General features: G+C 61.2%; 20 protein-coding genes. 9 read left to right on the top strand and 11 right to left on the bottom strand.

The annotated features are described in order from the left end of the window. Positions 1-170: 170 nt before the first annotated feature. Positions 171-1,496: an OprD family porin gene (locus tag PMI32_RS17590; protein ID WP_008028217.1), complete on the top strand. Its 1,326-nt coding sequence runs from the start codon at positions 171-173 to the stop codon at positions 1,494-1,496. 309 nt (positions 1,497-1,805) lie between these two features. On the opposite strand, the gene PMI32_RS17595 is transcribed toward PMI32_RS17590, so the two are convergent. Together PMI32_RS17595 and PMI32_RS17600 are read right to left on the bottom strand one after the other, a co-directional pair. Further along, positions 1,806-2,648 carry an NAD-dependent protein deacetylase gene (locus PMI32_RS17595; protein WP_008028215.1) on the bottom strand — a complete coding sequence of 281 codons (843 nt, stop codon included), beginning with the start codon at positions 2,646-2,648 and terminating at the stop codon, positions 1,806-1,808. A gap of 138 nt (positions 2,649-2,786) precedes the next feature. Next, positions 2,787-3,833, bottom strand: a complete 1,047-nt coding sequence (locus PMI32_RS17600) for a class I SAM-dependent methyltransferase (RefSeq protein ID WP_008028214.1) — start codon at positions 3,831-3,833, stop codon at positions 2,787-2,789. Between the two features lie 426 nt (positions 3,834-4,259). Between PMI32_RS17600 and PMI32_RS17605 the strand changes: the two genes are divergently transcribed. The 3 genes from PMI32_RS17605 to PMI32_RS17615 all read left to right on the top strand — a co-directional run bounded on the left by PMI32_RS17605 (position 4,260) and on the right by PMI32_RS17615 (position 7,326). Then, positions 4,260-5,594 carry an acetamidase/formamidase family protein gene (locus PMI32_RS17605; RefSeq protein WP_008028211.1) on the top strand — a complete coding sequence of 445 codons (1,335 nt, stop codon included), beginning with the start codon at positions 4,260-4,262 and terminating at the stop codon, positions 5,592-5,594. Positions 5,595-5,738: 144 nt separating this feature from the next. Further along, entirely contained in the window at positions 5,739-6,578 is an 840-nt protein-coding gene (locus PMI32_RS17610) for an HvfB family MNIO-type RiPP peptide maturase (RefSeq protein ID WP_008028209.1), read from the top strand. Then, positions 6,571-7,326 (top strand): HvfC family RiPP maturation protein, encoded by a 756-nt coding sequence (locus PMI32_RS17615; protein ID WP_008028207.1) that lies wholly within the window; start codon positions 6,571-6,573, stop codon positions 7,324-7,326. Before PMI32_RS17610 ends, PMI32_RS17615 begins: the two co-directional genes overlap by 8 nt. 109 nt (positions 7,327-7,435) lie before the next feature. Here the strand turns inward: PMI32_RS17615 and PMI32_RS17620 are convergent, their stop codons facing one another. The 5 genes from PMI32_RS17620 to PMI32_RS17640 all read right to left on the bottom strand — a co-directional run bounded on the left by PMI32_RS17620 (position 7,436) and on the right by PMI32_RS17640 (position 11,760). Further along, entirely contained in the window at positions 7,436-8,383 is a 948-nt protein-coding gene (locus PMI32_RS17620) for a phosphatidate cytidylyltransferase (RefSeq protein WP_008028205.1), read from the bottom strand. Beyond that, positions 8,380-8,979, bottom strand: coding sequence for a lysophospholipid acyltransferase family protein (locus PMI32_RS17625; protein WP_008028204.1), 600 nt, complete (start codon positions 8,977-8,979; stop codon positions 8,380-8,382). The genes PMI32_RS17620 and PMI32_RS17625 overlap by 4 nt, the downstream gene beginning before the upstream one ends. Continuing rightward, positions 8,966-9,598: a CDP-alcohol phosphatidyltransferase family protein gene (locus tag PMI32_RS17630; protein ID WP_008028202.1), complete on the bottom strand. Its 633-nt coding sequence runs from the start codon at positions 9,596-9,598 to the stop codon at positions 8,966-8,968. The genes PMI32_RS17625 and PMI32_RS17630 overlap by 14 nt, the downstream gene beginning before the upstream one ends. A gap of 117 nt (positions 9,599-9,715) precedes the next feature. Beyond that, positions 9,716-11,023 (bottom strand): sensor histidine kinase, encoded by a 1,308-nt coding sequence (locus tag PMI32_RS17635; protein WP_008028199.1) that lies wholly within the window; start codon positions 11,021-11,023, stop codon positions 9,716-9,718. Then, the gene (locus PMI32_RS17640; RefSeq protein ID WP_008028195.1) at positions 11,020-11,760 is read right to left on the bottom strand and encodes a response regulator; all 741 of its coding nucleotides are present in this window, start codon (positions 11,758-11,760) and stop codon (positions 11,020-11,022) included. The genes PMI32_RS17635 and PMI32_RS17640 overlap by 4 nt, the downstream gene beginning before the upstream one ends. A 305-nt stretch (positions 11,761-12,065) precedes the next feature. Here PMI32_RS17640 and PMI32_RS17645 point away from each other — a divergent pair, with 305 nt between their 5' ends. The 3 genes from PMI32_RS17645 (at position 12,066) to PMI32_RS17655 (ending at position 14,008) form a co-directional block, all read left to right on the top strand. Further along, positions 12,066-12,326 carry a DUF2790 domain-containing protein gene (locus PMI32_RS17645; protein ID WP_008028194.1) on the top strand — a complete coding sequence of 87 codons (261 nt, stop codon included), beginning with the start codon at positions 12,066-12,068 and terminating at the stop codon, positions 12,324-12,326. Between the two features lie 49 nt (positions 12,327-12,375). Then, the gene (locus PMI32_RS17650; protein WP_008028192.1) at positions 12,376-12,630 is read left to right on the top strand and encodes a hypothetical protein; all 255 of its coding nucleotides are present in this window, start codon (positions 12,376-12,378) and stop codon (positions 12,628-12,630) included. A gap of 166 nt (positions 12,631-12,796) precedes the next feature. Next, positions 12,797-14,008 carry a cytochrome c biogenesis protein DipZ gene (locus tag PMI32_RS17655; RefSeq protein ID WP_008028191.1) on the top strand — a complete coding sequence of 404 codons (1,212 nt, stop codon included), beginning with the start codon at positions 12,797-12,799 and terminating at the stop codon, positions 14,006-14,008. 9 nt (positions 14,009-14,017) lie between these two features. On the opposite strand, the gene PMI32_RS17660 is transcribed toward PMI32_RS17655, so the two are convergent. Further along, a complete protein-coding gene (locus PMI32_RS17660; RefSeq protein WP_008028188.1) occupies positions 14,018-15,010 on the bottom strand; it encodes an AraC family transcriptional regulator in 993 nt (330 codons plus the stop codon). 180 nt (positions 15,011-15,190) lie between these two features. Between PMI32_RS17660 and PMI32_RS17665 the strand changes: the two genes are divergently transcribed. Together PMI32_RS17665 and PMI32_RS17670 are read left to right on the top strand one after the other, a co-directional pair. Beyond that, on the top strand, positions 15,191-15,460 hold the full coding sequence (locus PMI32_RS17665; RefSeq protein WP_008028186.1) for a DUF4242 domain-containing protein: 270 nt from the start codon (positions 15,191-15,193) through the stop codon (positions 15,458-15,460). A 35-nt stretch (positions 15,461-15,495) separates the two neighbouring features. After that, positions 15,496-16,308 carry a class I SAM-dependent methyltransferase gene (locus PMI32_RS17670; protein WP_008028184.1) on the top strand — a complete coding sequence of 271 codons (813 nt, stop codon included), beginning with the start codon at positions 15,496-15,498 and terminating at the stop codon, positions 16,306-16,308. A 143-nt stretch (positions 16,309-16,451) separates the two neighbouring features. On the opposite strand, the gene PMI32_RS17675 is transcribed toward PMI32_RS17670, so the two are convergent. The 3 genes from PMI32_RS17675 to pcsA all read right to left on the bottom strand — a co-directional run bounded on the left by PMI32_RS17675 (position 16,452) and on the right by pcsA (position 18,770). Further along, positions 16,452-17,378 carry a universal stress protein gene (locus tag PMI32_RS17675; RefSeq protein ID WP_008028183.1) on the bottom strand — a complete coding sequence of 309 codons (927 nt, stop codon included), beginning with the start codon at positions 17,376-17,378 and terminating at the stop codon, positions 16,452-16,454. Positions 17,379-17,657: 279 nt separating this feature from the next. After that, complete coding sequence (locus tag PMI32_RS17680) at positions 17,658-18,044, bottom strand: DUF488 domain-containing protein (protein ID WP_008028180.1); 387 nt, start codon at positions 18,042-18,044, stop codon at positions 17,658-17,660. A gap of 3 nt (positions 18,045-18,047) precedes the next feature. Beyond that, positions 18,048-18,770 carry a phosphatidylcholine synthase gene (gene pcsA, locus PMI32_RS17685; RefSeq protein ID WP_008028178.1) on the bottom strand — a complete coding sequence of 241 codons (723 nt, stop codon included), beginning with the start codon at positions 18,768-18,770 and terminating at the stop codon, positions 18,048-18,050. Positions 18,771-19,137 lie beyond the last annotated feature (367 nt).

Genomic DNA, 19,137 nt, shown 5'->3' with positions numbered 1-19,137 from the left:
TGACCGTGGGTCTTTCTTACCTCATCTAGCTCGAACACTCCGATCGCTTTCCTCAAGGCTCATGGTCACTCATCGAGCGCGGCATTGTGCGCGCCGCGGTCGAGTGCCCGTGGCGGACAGCGGTCGGCAAAAACTAAAAAAAACATAAAAAAATGACCCAGGAGCACCGTATGTTCAAGCGAGCAATCCCCACCGCACTTTTGCTGGCCACCGGTTCGATGTGCGCACAGGCAGCCGACACTGCCGCGCACGGTTTTCTGGAGGACAGCAAAGCCACGCTGTCGATGCGCACCTTGTATTTCAACAGCGACAACCGCGATGGCACGGCGGACCCGTCGAAAACCGAGGAGGCTGCGCAGGGTTTTGTGCTGCGCTACGAGTCCGGCTTTACCCAGGGCGCGGTCGGGTTCGGGCTGGATGCGCAAGCGTTGCTCGGTGTGACGCTGGACAGCGGCGCAGGTCGCCACGTGGGCAGCGGCATGATCCCGAGTGACGGCGACGGTGCTGCCGACTCCTGGAGCAGCTTTGGCCCCACGGCGAAGATGCGCATCTCAAAAACTGAGTTCCGCTACGGCACCTTGCTGCCGAAATTGCCGATCCTGTTGTCGAACGATGCCCGCGTATTGCCGCAGTCGTTCACCGGTGCGCAGGTCACCTCGAATGACATCGATGGCTTGATGCTGACCAGTGGTGTGCTTGAACACGCAGTCGGTCGCGCCTCGACGGACCGGACCGGTTTGTCGGTGCCGGGCGCTACTCAGGACAGCAACAAGTTCTACTTCGCTGGCGGTGACTACTACATCACCAAGGAACTGAAGGCGCAGTATTACTTCGCGCAGATGGAAGACTTCTACAACCAGAACTTCTTCGGTCTGACCCACGTGCTGCCGATCGACAGCAAAAGCTCGTTCACCACCGATCTGCGTTACTTCAATACCACATCGACGGGCGCCAACAGTTCCGCCGTCGGCCGCGCACAAGGCTACCGCACCTCGGGTTATACCGAGGACAACAACGGTGAAATCGACAACAACACCTGGGTGGCGATGATCACCTATGTGAACGGTGGTCACTCGGTGTCGCTGGGGCATCAACAGGTGGGTGACGGCAGCAACTTCGTGCAGCCCAACCAAGGCAGCCTGGTCGATAAAGGGGCGGGTGGTGGCAGTGTTTACCTGCCGACGGACCGCATGATCCAGAGTTTTACCCGCGCGGGCGAGCAGACGAACTTCGGTCAGTATTCCTATGACTTCGCGCCTTTGGGCGTGCCGGGCCTGAAAGCGTCGATCGCGTATCTGAAAGGGACTGACATCAAGGTTCGCAACGCGGGCGATCAGTCCGAGTGGGAGCGCGATATGACCCTGGACTACGTGGTGCAATCGGGGTCGCTCAAGGGGCTTGGTTTCAGCGTGCGCAACGGCAAGTCGAATACCGATGCGGGCCGCAACGTTGATCAGAATCGCTTTATCATCAACTACACCTTGTCGCTGCTGTAATCGCCCACGGGTCTTTGTAGGAGCCGGCTTGCCGGCGATTGGGCCATGAGGTTTGTGGTGTTTTTGCGGACGCCATCGCCAGCAAGCCGGCTCCTACAGGTTTGGTGGTGTGTCAGGTGAATACAGACCCTGGCGATTGGGCCTTGAGGTTTGTGGTGTTTTTGCGGACGTCATCGCCGGCAAGCCGGCTCCTACAGGTTTGGTGGTGCGTCAGGTGAATACAGACCCTTGTAGGAGCCGGCTTGCTGGCGATTCAGGCGGCGCGGTGTATCTGTTACGCCGCCATCGCCGGCAAGGTATGCGTTGTTGCTAAGGTGTCAGGCGCTGGGTCAGCAACGGCAATAGTTGTTCGCAGGATGCCTCGATTTTCAAATCGAGGATGTCATCCGCCCGTGTCTTGCCCAGGTTAATCGCTATCAGCGGCTTGCCCTGATCCGCCACCGCCCGGCACAACCGAAACGCCGAATACGCCATCAACGAAGACCCCACCACCAGCAATCCCGCAGCTCTTTCCACCGCAGCCATTGCCTTGGCTGCCGTCACCTGCGCCACGTTCTCGCCAAAGAACACCACGTCCGGTTTCATTCGCTCACCCGCGCAATGCGGGCAATGCGGTACCTGAAACCGCGCTTCGAACGCCGCGTCGAGCAGCGTGTCGCCGTCCGGCGCTTGCACCGCATCCACGCCGGCCAGGTACGGGTTCTGCGTTTCCATCAACTGCTGGATCGAATCCCGCTCAATGCGCTGCCCGCAATCCAGGCACAGTACCCGGTGCAGGCTGCCATGCAGTTCGATCACGTCGTGGCTGCCGGCCTGGTCGTGCAAGGTGTCGACGTTCTGGGTGATCAGCCCGCTGATCTGCCGGGTGCTTTGCAGGTTGGCGAGGGCTTCATGCGCCACATTCGGCTGAGCCTGGCGCACCCGCGGCCAGCCGAGCATCGCTCGCGCCCAGTAGCGGCGTCGGGATTCCGGGGCGCTGAGGAATTCCTGATACATCATCGGTTGCCGGCCACGGCGCACGCCTTGGTGGTCGCGGTAGTCCGGAATGCCCGACGGGGTGCTGATGCCGGCACCGGTCAGGACCACGAACGGCTGGTCGGCCATGAACTGCTGAAGCCGGTCGAGTTGTTCGCGGGTGCGGCTGTCGAGCATGTTCAACACTCCGAGGGGCCAGGGGTGTTTGCAGGGTAGCATTTAACCTGTAGGAGCCGGCTTGCTGCGGGCGGCGGTCCGACGATGGCGATCTTACGGACGCCATCGCCGGCAAGCCGGCTCCTACAGGTACGGTGTTTATTTGCGCGCTTCGAGTATCAGGTTGAACGGCGTTTCCGTCGCCCGACGGAACGTGCTGAATCCCGCTTCCGTAAACACTTTGCGCAACCGCGCCTCACCGGCCTGGGCGCCGAGCCCGAGGCCGACTTCCTGGGACAGCGAGTTCGGGGTGCAAATGAACGTCGAGGCGGCGTAGAACAACCGGCCAACCGGGGTAACGTTGTCATCGAGTTTGTCGTTGGCGAACGGTTCCACCAGCAGCACCGTGCCGTCCGGTTTCAGCGACTCATAGGCGTGCCGCGCCGCGCCCACCGGGTCGCCCATGTCATGCAGGCAGTCGAAATAGCAGATCAGGTCGTAGTCGTCACCGGGATAGCTTTTTGCCGTGCCCTGGAAGAACCGCGCCCGTCCGGACACACCGCCTTCCTCGGCGCGCTGGTTGGCGACGGTGACGGACGGCGCGTGGTAGTCAAAACCGACGAACCGCGAGTCGGGGAACGCCTGGGCCATGATCACCGTCGATGCGCCGTGCCCGCAGCCGATGTCCGCGACCTTGGCGCCAGCCTCCAGTTTGGCGACGACACCTTCAAGGGACGGTAGCCATTCGGCGACCAGGTGCGCTTTGTAGCCAGGCCGGAAGAACCGTTCCGTGCCGCTGAACATGCACGGATGGTGTTCGCCCCAGGGCAGGGCGCCGTTGCCGCGCATGGCTTTGACCAGCTTGTCCTTGTCATGGAAAAACGACGCGACCACCCCGATACCGCCCGCCACGTAGACCGGTGAGTCTTCGATCGCCAGCGCCAGGGCTTGTTCTTCGGGCAGACGGAACTGGCCGTCGCGGTGTTCCATGTAACCGGACGCGGCGTGAGCGCTGAGCCATTCGCGCAGCAGGCGGGGGTTGCAGCCGGTTTTCTCGGCGAGTGTTTCGGGGCTGATCAACTGACTGTCGGCCATCGCCCGGTACAGCCCGAGCTCTTCGCCGAGGATGACGTTGGCGAGCATCGCCGCGCCGCCCATGTCGTTCACCAGTTTGCCCATGAAATCGTTGAGTCTGGCCTCGTCCATCACGTGTGCTCCTTTAGCTGGATCACGGTCCAGGGGCATTCTTTGTCGAGGCATTCGCCTCTGGGCAGTGGTCGTGGAAATGATCAGGACGGCGAGTGCGTCCTGCGTGCAGTAAGTTTAGTCCGCAGGCCGTGGGCTGCCGGCCGGAGCGACGAAAGCCCGCATTTGCCTGATTCACGCACGTACCCCTGTAGGAGCGAGGCTTGCCCGCGAAGGCGGAGTGTCAGGCAACGAGGATGTGTCTGAAATATCGCCTTCGCGGGCAAGCCTCGCTCCTACAGGGGTACGTGTGTATCGGAGTGTATCTAACGTCCTTCTCGATACATTTCCCGCAAAACCGGCTCACTGCCGAACACAGCCCAGATACAAACCTGCGATGAACTGCACAGGCCGCTTGGCACCCTATACACCGTGAAGGGGACAACAATGACCACGCTCCTGCCTGAAACCGACCTGACATCCACCCCCGTCGATCGCCTGCGCGTCGACCAATACACCAGCGGCCTCATCGGCCCAAGCCAACCGATGCTCGGCCCGCTGGCCGACGGTGGCACCCTGATCACCGGCACGCCGCCGGGCTGCTGGGGGCCGATGATTACGCCGGCCTTCGAGGGCGGCCATGAAGTGACCCAACCGGTGGCCATTGCCGGTGCCGAAGTCGGCGACGCCGTGGCGATCAAGATCAAAAGCATGCGCGTCACCTCGCTGGCCACCTCGTCCGGCGTGATGAGCTTCGTTGAAGGTCGCTACAACGGCGATCCGTTCGTCGCTAAATTCTGTAGCAAATGCGGCACCGAGCACCCGGCCAGCTACGTCGAAGGCATTGGCGAAGATTCGATTCGTTGCAGCAATTGCGGCGCCGAAGTCAGCGCTTTCCGCTTCAGCCACGGGTACGTGATCGTGTTCGATGCGCAGAATCAGGTCAGCCTGACCGTCAATCAGGACATCGCCAACCAACTGGCGGGCAACGCCTCCGAGATGTCGGCGCTGCCGGAGTTCGCCGCCCAGCATTCGATCCTGTCCCTGGCCCGCGCCGACATCCCCGGCGTTGCTGCGCACATGCGACCGTTCCTCGGCAACATCGGCACCACGCCGTCGCGGGACTTGCCGGACTCGCACAACTGCGCCGATTTCGGCCAATACCTGATCGGCGCACCGCACCGTTTCGGCATGACGCGTGAGGAACTGCACGCGGCCAAGACCGACGGTCACATGGACACCAACTCGATCCGCGAAGGCTGCGTATTGATCTGCCCGGTGAAAGTCCCGGGCGCCGGTGTGTACATGGGCGACATGCACGCCCAGCAGGGCAACGGCGAGATCGCCGGGCATGCCACCGACTGCTCCGGGGAAACCGAAGTGCAGGTCGAAGTGATCAAGCACCTGACACTGGAAGGCCCGATCCTCCTGCAAAACCTTGATGATCTGCCGCCAATGGCGCGGCCGATGAATGCCCTGCAACGGCAGAAAGTCCGCGAACTGGGCGAGCGTTGGGGCCAGACCGAGATCGAGCAGAGCGGCCCGATCACCTTCATCGGCAGCGGCGAGAACCTCAACGTGGCGGTGGAAAACGGCCTGAAACGTGCCGCTTCGGTCACGGGCCTGCCGTATGACGAAGTGCTCAACCGCGCGACCATCACCGGTTCCATCGACATCAGCCGCTTGCCCGGCACCGTGCGCGTGACCTTCCTGTGCCCGATGAACGTGCTCGATCGCATCGGCATCGGCCATCTGGTGCGCGAGAAATACGACCTGGCGTAACGCCCAACGGCGGCTCTGTACCGAAGTGTGTACAGACCCGCCGGCGATACAACCGCCGCGATTTTCTGCCGGAACGCAACACAGGCCCGATACACCGTTTCGGTTAACTGTGATTACGTTCTGACAACCTTTGAGATCGACATCATGCAGACTTCCAACACATCAACGAAGGCCACCGTCGGACTTGGCCTGCGCCGCGGTTTGATGAAAGACCTTCAAGCCGCCCGCGTGGGCGATTTCGACTTTCTGGAAGTCGCGCCGGAGAACTGGATCGGCATCGGCGGCGCTCATGGCGCGGCACTGCGGGGCCTGGCCGAGCGCTATCCGTTGTCCTGCCATGGTTTGTCCCTGTCATTGGGCGGGCCGGCGCCGCTGGACGTCGGGTTCCTGCAAGAAGTGCGGGTTTTTCTCGATCAGTACAACGTGCCGCTGTACAGCGAACACCTGAGCTACTGCAGCGATGACGGTCACCTTTACGACCTGTTGCCGCTGCCCTTTACCGAAGAAGCGGTGCACCACGTCGCTGCGCGCATTCGTCAGTCCCAGGACATCCTCGGTCGGCGCCTGGCGGTGGAAAACGTCTCGTATTACGCCGCGCCGCAGCAGGACATGGACGAGCTGACGTTCACCAACGCGGTGCTGCGCGAAGCCGATTGCGACCTGTTGCTGGACGTCAACAATGTGTACGTCAACTCGATCAACCACGATTTTGATCCGCAGGTTTTTCTGGCCGGCATCGATTCGGACCGGGTGGTGGCGATGCACGTGGCCGGGCATTTCGATGAATCCGACACGTTGAAGATCGACACCCACGGCGCCTCGGTGAAACCGGTGGTGTGGTCGTTGCTGGCCCAGGCTTATGCGCGGTTCGGCGCGCAACCGACGTTGCTTGAGCGGGATTTCAATTTCCCGGCGTTCTCTGAACTGGTGGCTGAATTGCAGACCATCCGCCGCTTGCAGGCCAAGGGGGTGAACCGTGGATAACGCAAGCCTGTTTCAGCAGCAAAACACCTTGGGGCTTTACCTGCGCGACCCCGATCACTGCGCGCCGCCGGCCGGAATGGACGTGGCGCGGGCACAGGTTTATCGCGACCTTGTTTTCAATAACCTCTCGATCTTGCTCAGCGGTACTTTTCCAGTGCTGATCAAGATTCTTGGCGATGAGCGCTGGGGTTCGCTGGTGCGCATCTTCTTGCGGGACCACCGCGCGCAAACGCCGAAATTCGGTGAGATCGCCAGGGAGTTTGTCGACTTTCTTGCGTCAGAGCCGTCTGCGTTGCACGAGGGGTCGTGGCCGCCGTTCATGGTGGAACTGGCGCATTACGAGTGGATCGAGATGGTGTTGCAACAGTCCGACGCCGAGCCATTGCCGGCGAGTGATGTCGGGCTGTTGCTGGATCGACCGTTGCAGGTTTCACCGCTGGCCTGGCCGTTGGCGTATGCCTGGCCGGTGCAATTGGTGGGGCCGGACTATCAGCCTGAAACGCCTCCGGCTCAGCCGACGTTGCTGTTGGTTCGCCGGGCGGAGGACTGGAGTGTGAAGTTTTCCGAATTGAGCCCGCTGGCCTGGCGCTTGTTGCAGCGGATCGGCGAGTTTCCCCAACTGAACGGGCGTGAGCAGCTGGAAGGATTGGCCGTCGAAGCGGGGGCGGCGGGATCGCAGGGTTTCATCGACAGTGGAACGGCGCTGTTGCGGCAGATGCACGGGGAAGGGGTGGTGAGCCCGACATAACCCCCTGTAGGAGCCGGCTTGCCGGCGATGGCGTCCGTTCAAGCGATAAATGTGTCGACTGAGCTACCGCCATCGCCGGCAAGCCGGCTCCTACAGGGGGGATGCGTTTTTATTGGGCGGAGAAGAAGTACCGCGTCAGGTGAAAGAAGATCGGTGCCGCGAAGCAGATCGAGTCCATCCGGTCGAGCATGCCGCCGTGGCCCTTGATCATGGTGCCCCAGTCCTTGGCGCTGAGGCTGCGCTTGATCGCCGACATCACCAGGCCGCCCAGGAAACCCATCACCACAATCACGAACGACATCATCAGCGACTGCCAGAAACTGAACGGTGTCATCCAGAACATGCAGCCACCAATCAGCGTGGCCGACAAACCGCCGCCGACCAGGCCTTCCACGGTTTTCGACGGGCTCACCAGCGGCGCAACCTTGTGCTTGCCGAAGAGCTTGCCGAACACGTACTGCAACACGTCACTCAACTGCACGACGAACACCAGGTAGAACAGCAGCAGCGCGTTCTGGCCCTGGAAGCCTTCCAGGTCCAGCAGCAACAACGCCGGCGCGTGGCTGATGCAGTAGACGCAAATCATCACCCCCCACTGAATTTTGGCCGCCCGTTCCAGGAAGGCGTCGGTGTCCTGGCTCAGCACCGCAATCGCCGGCAACAGCAGGAAGGCGTACACCGGAATCAACAGCGTGAACAGCGAATACCAGTGGGTGCCGATCAATATGTATTGCAAGGGGATCAGAATGAAAAACGCCGAAAACAGCGCGTTATGGTCGCCAGGCCGGGTCGGTGTCAGGGTGATGAATTCCCGGAGCGCGAACAGGGAAATGAAGCCGAACAGAATGACCGTCGCGTTCCCGCCCAGCAGGTAGGACACGAAGAAAATGATCACCATCCCCCACCAGGCATTTACGCGCTGGTTGAGGTTTTCGATGGTCGAGACCGAGCCCTCGGTCGTAGCCCGCTTGGCCAGTATCCGGCCGATGATCGAAGCGATCGCCAACAGGGCGGCAATGGCGCCGAAGAACCACAAAAACTTTTCATCAAGATTCATTCCGACAACCTCACAATCGCGTCACGCGCCCGATCCAGAAACACCTGTTTTTCCTCGCCGCTGATCCGTTGCAGCGGATCGCCGATACGGATTGTGCAGATGATGGGCAGGGGGACGTGTTTGCCTTTGGGCATGGAGCGATGCAGGTTTTCCAGGTAGATAGGCACCAGGTCCACCTCCGGGAATGTCTCGGCCAAGCGGAACAGACCCGATTTGAAAGGACCGGGCAACGCCTCGCTGCCGCGCGTACCTTCCGGAAAGATGATGATCGAATGGCCGGCGCGCACCACGTCGAAAATCGGCTCCAGTACGTTGACGCCGGGCGCGGGGTTGCGATCGATCAGCACCGCATTCAGGCCTTTCTGCGAGATGTATGACAGGAATTTGTTCTTTCCCCAGTAGTCGGCGGCCGCAACCGGTTTCACGTTCACTCGGGCCTCCGGTGGCAGGGCCGCGATGATTGCCAGGGTGTCCATATGGCTGGAGTGATTGGCGAAATAGATACGCTGGCGTGTCAGATCCGGCGGGCTTTCCCATCGGGCCGTGACGCCGATCACGAATCGAAGAACAGAAATCAGCGCGTTACTGATCCACATGAGGATTCCCCTTCAGTTCGCGCGAGATGGCCAGGGTGCGCGTGACGCAGGTCGCGGCGGAGCCGATGGCGATGATGACCAGCGCAATCAACAGCACGTAGTGAGTGGCATAAACGCTCGCTTCGACGGCGTTCAGCAGCAGCCCGACCGTCATGACTGCCATTCGGTGTTGCTTGGCCATCGGGCCGATGAAGCTCTGCTTGAGATCGATCGAGCCGCCAAACACCCTGACGTAAGCCGTCAATGCCGCAGCCAGCGCGGCAAACCAGCCAAGGTCAGAGTAGCCGATGGCGTAGCCCAGGCCGACAATCAGCAGGCTGTCGGCAATCCGGTCGGGGAATTCGTTGTAGAGGCTGCCGATGTCGGATTTCTTGCCGCCCTCAATCGCCACCATTCCGTCGAAGAGATTGCACAACAGACGCAACTGAATGCCGAGGGCGCAGAGGATTGAGCCGATGACGCCCGTGTCGATATTGAGCGCGACGATGCCAGCGAGTGCGAAGGCGATGCTGGCCACGGAGATCTGATTGGGGGAGAGGTCCCTTTTCACCAACTGGTCGGTGACGTATTTGGCCCATCCCGCAGAACGCGTTTTGATGGGTCTTCTGTTTTCATCCATGTGCAATGTCCATATCACTTTTGTAGGAGCCGGCTTGCCGGCGATGGACGTTAACGATAACGCGTTTATTCAGACAACACGCGTTAACGTTCACGCCCATCGCCGGCAAGCCGGCTCCTACAAAGGTCTGGTGGGGAGCTTTAGCTCTGCGCAGAGTCCGCCGCCTTCGCGGTTGCTCAGCGTCAACGACCCGCCGAGGGCCAGCGCCAGTTGCTGGGCAATCGCCAGGCCCAGGCCGGTGCCGCCAGTGCTGCGGTTGCGGGAATTCTCCACGCGGTAGAACGGCTCCATCACGTGGGCGAGTTCTTCTTCGGCAATCCCGGGGCCGCGGTCCATCACCTTCACCGACAAGCTGCCGCCAGGTTTCGATTCCACCTGCAGTTGCGCCGCGCCGGCGAATTTGAGTGCGTTGTCCGTCAGGTTCACCAGCACGCGGCGCAAGGCGTGCGGCCGGGTGTCGATGACGGTGTCACTTTTTCCGCTGAGCTGAACGTCCTTGCCCATGTCCTGATAGTCGAACACCAGGCTGTCGAGGAACGAATCCAGATCGGTGCGGCGACTTTCTTCGGTGGCGCCATGGACGCTGCGGGCATAGGCCACGCCTTCGCGCACCAGGTGCTCCATCTCGCCGAGGTCGTTCCACAGTTTGTCTTTTTCGTTGCAGTCGTCCATGAGCTCGGCGCGCAGTTTCATCCGAGTGATGGGGGTTTGCAGGTCGTGGGAAATCGCCGCCAGCAATTGCATGCGTTCTTTGAGGTACGCCGCGATGCGCGCCTGCATGGCGTTGAAGGCCATGGCGGCATGGGCGACCTCGGTCGGGCCTGTTTCGTCCAGGTGCACCGGGTGGGTGTTGGGGTCCAGCGTTTCGACGGCCTGTGCGAGGCGGGTGAGGGGGCCAATGGCGATTCTCACCGCCAGCCAGGTGCACAGAATCATCAGCAACAGTTGGCCGAGCAAGACGACCGGCAACCAGGGCGACAACGGCACCATCGACGGACGCACGTCGATGGTGACCGGGCTGCCATCGGCCAGTTTCAGATGGACCTGGAAGTGTTTGACCGGACCGGGAATGTCCGTAACCGTCATCGGGTAATCCTTGCCGATGGCGTCCTTGATTGAAGTCATCGCGATAGGCGTATCGCTCATCGCCGTGCCGGGCGAACCTTCATCCAGCAAATAGCGGTAGTTGCGGCGATCGAGTTGTTGCAGCCAACTCATGCGCTCTTCGGCCGGCAAGCGGTCGAGGATGGCGATGGAGGTTGAAACGTCGGTTTCCAGATTGCCCAGCATGGTGTTTTTCGCGCTTTCGTAGCGCTCGTAGTACTGCGCACCGAAAGACAGGACCTGCGCCAGAATCAGACCGATCAGGAAAATCAGCGACAGGCGCGAGGCGAGGGTGCGGGGCCACCGCAGGGAAAGGTTCATGCGGGCGCCCCGAGGACTTCCACCGGCAGCGAAAACACATAGCCTTCGCTGCGCACGGTTTTGATGTAGGCCGGTTCCCGTGCGTCGTCGAGCAAGCGCTGACGCAGGCGGCTGACCAGCAAATCGATGGAGCGGTCGAACAGATCAGCATCGCGGCCCTGGGTCAGGTTCAGCAACTGGTCGCGGTTGAGCACCCGTTGCGGATGATCGAGGAACACCCGCAGCAGTCGATATTCCGCGCCGCTGAGCGCGACCATGGTGCCGTCGTCATCGAGCAGATGGCGGGCCGAGGTGTCCAGGCGCCAGCGACCGAAGGCCAGCAGGCGACCGCTTTCGGTGACCACCAGGTTGGGCGGCAGCATCCGCGTGCGCCGCAGCACCGCGTTGATCCGCGCCAGCAGTTCACGGGCGGCGAACGGCTTGACCAGGTAATCGTCGGCGCCCATTTCCAGGCCGATGATGCGGTCGGTTTCATCGTTGCGCGCAGTGAGCATCAGCACCGGGGTGGTCTTGTGTTTGCCGGCGCGGATCTCGCGGCACAGCATCAGGCCATCGTCGCCCGGCATCATGATGTCGAGCACGATCAGGTCTACCGGCGTGGTCTCCAGGAACGCGCGCATCTGCCGGCCGTCCGCCACGACGGTGGTGCGCAGGCCGTTCTTCTTCAGGTAGTTGCCTACCAGCTCTCGAATCTCGCGGTCATCGTCCACGATGAGGATGTGATCGACGTGTTCCATGGGGCCAAGCCTCTTCAAATAGGGAATGCGCACAGTCTATCGAGCCTTTGCCCGCTCGCCCGCCACCCTTTGTATTGCAGTGTATCTGGTGTGTCGGCGGATACACATGGACTTAAAAACCCGGGAATCCAGGGGTTTTGTATCGCTGTGTATCGGCAGGCCCCTTTGATACGTACCGATTTACACGCGCCGCTTCTCGACACAGACGAGATACCTCAGGGCCTTCTAATAGGTTCCATCGAGGCAAACCCAACCGCCTCGGCTCAATTGAACGACCTACCCATTGAAGCCTTGAGGACACCACCATGAACACCAAAGCCATCTACGCCGCCTGCCTGTTTGCCGCCCTGAACATCTGCACCCTGTCGGCCCGTGCCGAAGCTGACGTCAGCGCCAGGACCTACAGCTACGGCACGCACCTGGACATCAAGAAAGTGGTGTCGTTGACACAGGACACCACGAGCGCCTGCGGGATTGTCGATGCCCAGCTGACTTACCTGGACTCCCAGAACAAAACCCAAGTGCTGGACTACCGAAAAATTGCTGACTGCAACGAAGACAACTGAGTCCTTCGCTGACCGATTGCCAATCCCTCTTTGATACAGGAATAACGCCATGAACAACGTAACCCGCTTTTTGACCGCCGCTGCCTTCGCCCTTGCCGGCGCCGCCGCTCACGCCAACGCCGCCGTTGAACAAAGCACTTGCGGCAGCAGCACCTGCTTCCAGCTGACCCCGGTGAACGAGCAGGGCGCCAACGCCTTCCTGGCACAGGATGGTTCGAGCCGCACGCCGCAAGGGCAGATGGTTGCCGAGAACGGTGGCAGCCGCACGCCACAAGGCCAATTGCTGGATGAGCAAACGGCCTGAAGCAACACCGTTCCCTTGTAGGAGCTGGCTTGCCAGCGATGGCGTCATCACATGCCACTCATATGTGACTGACAGATCGCTATCGCTGCGGTGCGGCGATCCGACAAGCCAGCTCCTACAGGGACCGCGTGTGAATCGCCACCCTCGTATTTATAAGGTGATCCCCATGTTTCTCATCGCTTTTCTGGGCGGCATTTTGACCGTCCTCAGTCCCTGCATCCTCCCGGTCGTGCCGTTCCTGTTCGCCGGGGTCGACCGCACCCGCTCCTCGATCCTGCTCACCCTTGGCGGCATGGTCCTGACCTTCGCCCTGATCTCCAGCCTGGCCGTGGTCAGCAGTGAATGGGTGGTGCAAGCCAACAACACCGGTCGTCACGTGGCCCTGATTGTGATGGCGCTGTTTGCCCTGTCGCTGATTTCTGCGCGGGTCGGCGGCTGGCTGGCACGCCCGTTCGTTCTGTTGGGCAATCGCCTCGACCCCGACACCCGCAAAATGTCCGGCCCGTTGGGTTCGGTGATGATCGGTGTCGCCACCGGTCTGCTCTGGGCGCCGTGCGCCGGGCCGATCCTCGGCGTGATCCTCACCGGCGCCATGCTGCAAGGCGCCAACGCGCAGACCAGTCTGTTGCTGGTGGCGTACGGCCTGGGCAGCGCTTTGTCCCTGGGCACCTTGATCTTCGCCGGTCGCGGCCTGGTCAATCGCTTGAAAGCGTCGATTCCGGTGACCGGCTGGTTGCGACGCGGTACCGGGTTTGCGGTACTGGCGGCTGCGGTGGTGATTTCCACCGGCGCCGACAAGACCCTGCTGGCCGGCACTTCTTCCGAGGGCGTCAGCAGTATCGAGAAAGGCGTGCTGGAAAGCGTACCGAAAGTGGTCGATTACCTGGTCAGCAAGGTCAAGGCCGATACAAGCCTGGACAATGCCCAAGGCCCGATGCCGTCGCTGTCCGGCGCCGTCGAATGGATCAACTCGCCAGCACTGACCAATGAGTCGCTCAAAGGCAAAGTGGTGCTGGTGGACTTCTGGACCTACGACTGCATCAACTGCCAGCACACCCTGCCTTATGTGAAGGACTGGGCGAAGAAATACGAGAAGGATGGCCTGGTGGTGATCGGCGTCCACACCCCGGAATACGGCTTCGAACGCATCATCGCCAACGTCAAGGATCAGGTGAAAAAGCTCGGCATCACCTACCCGGTGGCCATCGACAACAACTACGCGATCTGGCGCAACTTCGATAACCAGTACTGGCCCGCTCACTACCTGATCGACGCCAAGGGGCAGGTGCGTTTCACCCACTTCGGTGAAGGTCGCTACGAAACCCAGGAGAAGATGATCCAGCAGTTGCTGGAAGAAGCGAAAGCTCCCGCTGCGTAACCCGTCAACTCAATGGCTCACAGGCTCCGCGCCGTGGGCCATTGTTCGTTTCTCCTGACTGCGCCGCCACGCCGCGGGCGGTGCGCCGAACTCCCGCCGAAACGCCCGGCTGAATGCCGTATCGGTCTGGTAACCGACCTCCTCGGCGATGCGCATCAATGAGCTGTTGCTGCTGCGTAACAGGTTGGCCGCCAGCAACATGCGCCATTGCGTCAGGTACTGCATCGGCGAAATCCCCACCAGTTGCTGAAAGCGTTCCGCCAATACCGATCTTGAGGTGCCGGCGGTGCGCGCCAGTTCATCCAGTGTCCAGGCATGACAGGGTTTTTTGTGCAGCGCGTTGAGGGCGGCGCCGACGATCCGGTCGCCCACACCCGCCAGCCAACCGGTCCGGCCTTCGCCCTGTTCGTGCATGTACAAACGCAGCACTTCGATGAACAACACCTCGGCCAGCTTGGCCAGTACGCCTTCACCACCGGGCCTTGGCGAGCGCGCTTCGGCCAGCGCATAACGCACCGAAGATTCCAGCCAGATCCCGGCGTTCGAACCTCGCACATTGACCTTTACCACGGCCGGCAACCCCGTCAACAACATGCCCGCCAGCCGCGTATCGCACGCCAGATAGCCGCACACCAGCCGCGTGACCGCGCCGCCACCGCCATAACTCAACTGCCGTGGACGCCGCGCGAGCACGACGTCCAGCCGTGCACCGCTGGCCGGCGCGAGACCGGGTTTAGAGCACATGCGGTGGGCATCGCCCTGCGGAAACACCACCACATCGCCAGCCGTCAACAATTGGGGAGGATCATCACCGAGTTCGACATAACACTCGCCTTCGGTGATCAAGTGAAAGATCACCACGCGTTCGGCGCCGGGCTCGAGAAACGGTGCGGCGGTGTCCGCGCTCGGTGACTGATAACACCAGGGGGCAGTGAACCTGGCGTTGATGAAAATCGCGCCGACCAGGCGGACGACGCGCAGGGTCTGGGACAGGGCGTCCATGGTGGTGTTCCCCTGTGGGCGGGCAGTTTTTGATTGTGAGCCTGTGGCGGCACAACGCGAAACCTCCGGACGATCGGGCAAGGTTGGCCGACGATCGGGCAGGACGCCGATGGTCAGCGGCGCGATAGTTGGCACAGGGTCTGCTGACCCTGTCATCAATAACAAAAATGAGAGGTTGCCATGCCGAAGTTCATCATTGAACGCGAGATTCCGGGTGCTGGAACACTGTCAGAAAGGGATTTGAAAGCGGCTTCGCAAAAGTCCTGCCGAGCGTTGCGCGACTTGCCGGAGGTGCAGTGGCAGCAGAGTTATGTCACCGGTGACAAGCTCTACTGTGTGTACCTCTCGCCCAACGAAGAGTTGATCCGGGAGCATGCCAGGCTGAGTGGTTTCCCGGCCAACCGCATTTCCCGGGTCATGACCGTCATCGACCCCACCACGGCGGAATAAGCCGGGGGCGTTTGAACTCGTAACGGAGCGATTTGATGAGTACTCCCATTGATCTCACTGCCTTGAAAAACCGTCAGATGGCCGCCTGGGCCAGTGGCGACTATGCCGTGATCGGCACCACCTTGCAGATTGTCGGCGAGCAGCTCGCCGAAGCCTGCGACCTGCTTTGCGACGAGCGCGTGCTGGACGTCGCCGCCGGCAACGGCAACGCGACATTGGCGGCCGCGCGCCGGGGTGCCCGCGTCACGTCCACCGACTATGTCGCCGCGCTGCTGGAGCGCGGCGAAGACCGGGCCCGGGCGGAGCGCCTGGAGGTGACCTTTCAAGTGGCGGATGCCGAGGCGCTGCCGTTCGAGGACGGCAGTTTCGATGCCGTGCTGTCGACCTTCGGCGTGATGTTCGCACCGGACCAGGCCAAAGCCGCCGCCGAGCTGGCGCGGGTCTGTCGTCCGGGCGGCCGGATCGGCCTCGCCAACTGGACGCCCGAAGGTTTCGTCGGCCAGATGTTCAAGACCCTGGGCCGGCACATGCCACCTCCGCCGGGGGCACAACCACCGTCGAACTGGGGTTCCGAGGCCTGGCTGCATAAGCATTTTGATGAGCGCGAGTTTCTGCTTCAGGTGACACGGCGGTTCTTCAATTTCCGCTACCGTTCGGCCGCGCATTTCATCGACACGTTCCGCACCTGGTATGGCCCGGTCCACAAGGCGTTCGCGGCGCTGCCCCCCGAAGGCGCCCAGGCCCTTGAGGGTGACCTGACCGAGCTGATCAACCGCTTGAACCGCACGGGTGAAAAATCGCTGGTGGTGCCGAGTGAATACCTTGAAGTGGTGATCACCCGACGCTGAAAAGCACCACGCCACCTGTAGGAGCTGGCTTGCCGGCGATGGCGGTCTGCCAGTTAACGTGATGGTAACTGGACGGACGCTATCGCCGGCAAGCCAGCTCCTACAGGATTCGCGTCGAGTTCCCGGTTTTGCGGTGTGCCGGACTATTCATCCAACCGCTCGCTGTACACCACCCAGACGCTGCACGGCATTTTGTACAGCAGGTGCTCCACCGTGCTGCCGATCAGCCTGCCCAGGCCGCGATGGCCGATGCGGCCCATCACGATCACGTCGATGTCGCAGGCATCGGCGTAGCGGGTCAGGACCTTTACCGGGTTGCCCATGATCATGTGCCGTTGCTGCGGCGCGATGCCGTTGCGTTCGGCCAGTTCGTTGAAGGCTGCTTCCTGGTAGTCGAACAGGGTCCTGGCTTTGCCCGACGAGAAAAACGCCGAACCGTTGTCGAAGCCGAATTCATCGGCGCTGATCGATGACAGGTCATAGGCGTAGACCACATCCAGCTCGGCATTACAGGCGCTCGCCAGTTTCGCCGCTTCGTGAAGAATGCGGTCGTTGAAGCTTTTGTAGTGATCATCATGATGGAACGGGTCGACCGCCGCGACGATCTTGCGCGGCAAGGCATGCGCGGCATGGCTGACGAAGTGCAACGGCACCGGGCATTCCCGCAGCAAATGCACGTCGAGTGGCGTGAACATCAGCCTTGAGAGCATCGAATGCGGCTCCAGCGCCTTGATCAGCACGTCCATCGGCTGCTCTTTCAGGTGAATCAGGATTTCCTCCAGTGGCCGTTCGACCCACGTCACTTCAGTGGTGACGTGCACCCCGATCTTGCGCAAGGGCCGTGCCTGGTCCTCAAGCCATTGACGGTGTCGATCGACATAGCCCAGGCGCATCTGCTCCAGGGCCTTTTCATTGACCAGACTGGCTGTCGCCAGGCCCTCCAGATAATCGAACGCAACGATGTGCAGCGCCGCGTCTTCGGCCTTGGCCAATGCTGCGGCCCTGTCGAAGGCGGGGCTGTGTTCCATCAGGGGTGAGGCGACCAGCATGAAACGTGATTGCTCAGACATGACAAACCTCCCGTGGGTAAACGAGCGTTAGGGTCATTCGACGGGCATTCAACCCTTTGAGTATTGACCATGATCAACCTGTCGTCTGGTCCAGCGGGAGTGGGGCGGCGTGAAGAAGGTGGCGATCACGCGGCGAACATCAACCTCGAGAACAACGCGATCCCTTGTAGGAGCTGGCTTGCCAGCGATGGCGGTCTGTCAGTAAAAGTAAGGGTAACTGGACGGACGCCATCGCCGGCAAGCCGGCTCCTACAGGGGGGATTTGTGGGGGGATGGAATTTAAATAATCTTGGCGCCGCGTGCCTGCAACAGCTCGCGCAGCACGGAGCGATGGCAGTGCGCTTCATCCTCGCAATAGCAGCCGACGGCCAGCGAGGTGTGATGGGAGAGGGCTGCCAACAGATCCAGCAACTGGCTGGGCGCAGGCTGATTCATTTCAGCCTTGAACTTGCGCTTGAAGCCCTCCCAGGTTTTTTCATCTGCCGCCGCCTTGGCTTCGGCGACTAATTCAGCGCTGGGCGACAGCAGCGGTTGCCACACATCATAAAAATCCCGGCGGGCAAACTCAGCCTTCGGCACGCCACGAGGCGGGCGGCGTACGGTGCCTAACCGAAGGCCTTCATCGGGCAGGCGCGGTGAGCCGAGTCGTACGATATGAATAGGCATGGCTTATGGGTGCCGCGAGCCGTCAAACCATTCCATCGCCGTGCGCCAGATGCAAATCCCCAGGAAGTAGGCCGACATCAGCAACCAGAGCCCCATGACCATCGGGTTGATCACCGGATGGTTGATCACCAGCGACAAGCTGCACAGCAACCAGATGGCCGTCACGGCGATGTTGATCGGCATGAACCGGCGCACGCGAAACGGGTGCAGGAATTTCATCCGGGTCACGGTCAGCAACGCCAGGCCGATGACGGTGAGCAGGGTGATCCACGGCGACGGGGCGATGATGTACAGGCACAGCGCAACCACGTTCCACGCGGCGGGGAAGCCCTGGAAGTAGTTGTCTTTGCTTTTCATGTTGACGTTGCAGAAGCAGAACAGCGACGAGACCAGAATCAGCGACACGGTCAGCAGCAGGGTGTAGTCCGGCAACGGGATGTAACGATAGATAAACAGTGCCGGGATAAACACGTACGTCAGGTAGTCGATGACGAGGTCAAGGATCGAGCCGTCGAAGCTTGGCAACACCGACTGCACATTGACCTTGCGCGCCAGTGCGCCGTCGAGCCCGTCGACGATCAGTGCGACACCCAGCCACAGCAGGCAATTGGTGGGCTGGTTTTCCAGCAGGGCGAGGGTGGCGAGGAAGGCTGTGACTACGCCAGTGGCGGTAAAACCATGGGCGCCCCATGCTTTGAGCCTGGCGATGTGTAGGGTGGATATCACGGGGGCGTTCTCCAGAAAGTGAAGCAAGCCAGTCATCACCCTCGTTGATCGGGGGCGGTGGCGAACCGGGTCGGGTTGCAGGTATCGACCGGAAATCCGGGAATAAGGTTCACCGTCTGTAAATCTTAGCTGGGTCGTCAAAAAATACCGTGGTGTTGGGTATGAAATCCTTCACCAAGGGAATGCCTCTGTCGGACTGCGCTTGCGTCCATTCTGGGGGCTGATGGCCGTCCTGATCTTGCAGATGTACTCGGAACCATTGTGGGAGCGGGCTTGCTCGCGAAGGCTTTGTGTCAGGCGACGGATTTTTTGGGGGTGTACATATCCATTCCTGCGGTAACGGCGGCTATTGGTTTCGCTCTTACAG

This window comes from Pseudomonas sp. GM60 (assembly GCF_000282415.1).
GTDB lineage: Bacteria > Pseudomonadota > Gammaproteobacteria > Pseudomonadales > Pseudomonadaceae > Aquipseudomonas > Aquipseudomonas migulae.
This window is presented reverse-complemented; position numbering and strand designations above follow the sequence as displayed.

Excerpts from the sequence above, each read along its gene's own strand:
- PMI32_RS17670 (WP_008028184.1), top strand. The coding sequence starts at position 15,496 with ATGAGTACTCCCATTGATCTCACTGCCTTGAAAAACCGTCAGATGGCC.
- PMI32_RS17600 (WP_008028214.1), bottom strand. The coding sequence starts at position 3,833 with ATGGACGAGGCCAGACTCAACGATTTCATGGGCAAACTGGTGAACGAC.
- PMI32_RS17675 (WP_008028183.1), bottom strand. The coding sequence starts at position 17,378 with ATGTCTGAGCAATCACGTTTCATGCTGGTCGCCTCACCCCTGATGGAA.
- PMI32_RS17595 (WP_008028215.1), bottom strand. The coding sequence starts at position 2,648 with ATGCTCGACAGCCGCACCCGCGAACAACTCGACCGGCTTCAGCAGTTC.
- PMI32_RS17635 (WP_008028199.1), bottom strand. The coding sequence starts at position 11,023 with ATGAACCTTTCCCTGCGGTGGCCCCGCACCCTCGCCTCGCGCCTGTCG.
- PMI32_RS17680 (WP_008028180.1), bottom strand. The coding sequence starts at position 18,044 with ATGCCTATTCATATCGTACGACTCGGCTCACCGCGCCTGCCCGATGAA.
- PMI32_RS17625 (WP_008028204.1), bottom strand. The coding sequence starts at position 8,979 with ATGTGGATCAGTAACGCGCTGATTTCTGTTCTTCGATTCGTGATCGGC.
- PMI32_RS17590 (WP_008028217.1), top strand. The coding sequence starts at position 171 with ATGTTCAAGCGAGCAATCCCCACCGCACTTTTGCTGGCCACCGGTTCG.
- PMI32_RS17640 (WP_008028195.1), bottom strand. The coding sequence starts at position 11,760 with ATGGAACACGTCGATCACATCCTCATCGTGGACGATGACCGCGAGATT.
- PMI32_RS17660 (WP_008028188.1), bottom strand. The coding sequence starts at position 15,010 with ATGGACGCCCTGTCCCAGACCCTGCGCGTCGTCCGCCTGGTCGGCGCG.
- PMI32_RS17650 (WP_008028192.1), top strand. The coding sequence starts at position 12,376 with ATGAACAACGTAACCCGCTTTTTGACCGCCGCTGCCTTCGCCCTTGCC.
- PMI32_RS17665 (WP_008028186.1), top strand. The coding sequence starts at position 15,191 with ATGCCGAAGTTCATCATTGAACGCGAGATTCCGGGTGCTGGAACACTG.
- PMI32_RS17620 (WP_008028205.1), bottom strand. The coding sequence starts at position 8,383 with ATGAATCTTGATGAAAAGTTTTTGTGGTTCTTCGGCGCCATTGCCGCC.
- PMI32_RS17605 (WP_008028211.1), top strand. The coding sequence starts at position 4,260 with ATGACCACGCTCCTGCCTGAAACCGACCTGACATCCACCCCCGTCGAT.
- PMI32_RS17630 (WP_008028202.1), bottom strand. The coding sequence starts at position 9,598 with ATGGATGAAAACAGAAGACCCATCAAAACGCGTTCTGCGGGATGGGCC.
- PMI32_RS17610 (WP_008028209.1), top strand. The coding sequence starts at position 5,739 with ATGCAGACTTCCAACACATCAACGAAGGCCACCGTCGGACTTGGCCTG.
- PMI32_RS17655 (WP_008028191.1), top strand. The coding sequence starts at position 12,797 with ATGTTTCTCATCGCTTTTCTGGGCGGCATTTTGACCGTCCTCAGTCCC.
- PMI32_RS17645 (WP_008028194.1), top strand. The coding sequence starts at position 12,066 with ATGAACACCAAAGCCATCTACGCCGCCTGCCTGTTTGCCGCCCTGAAC.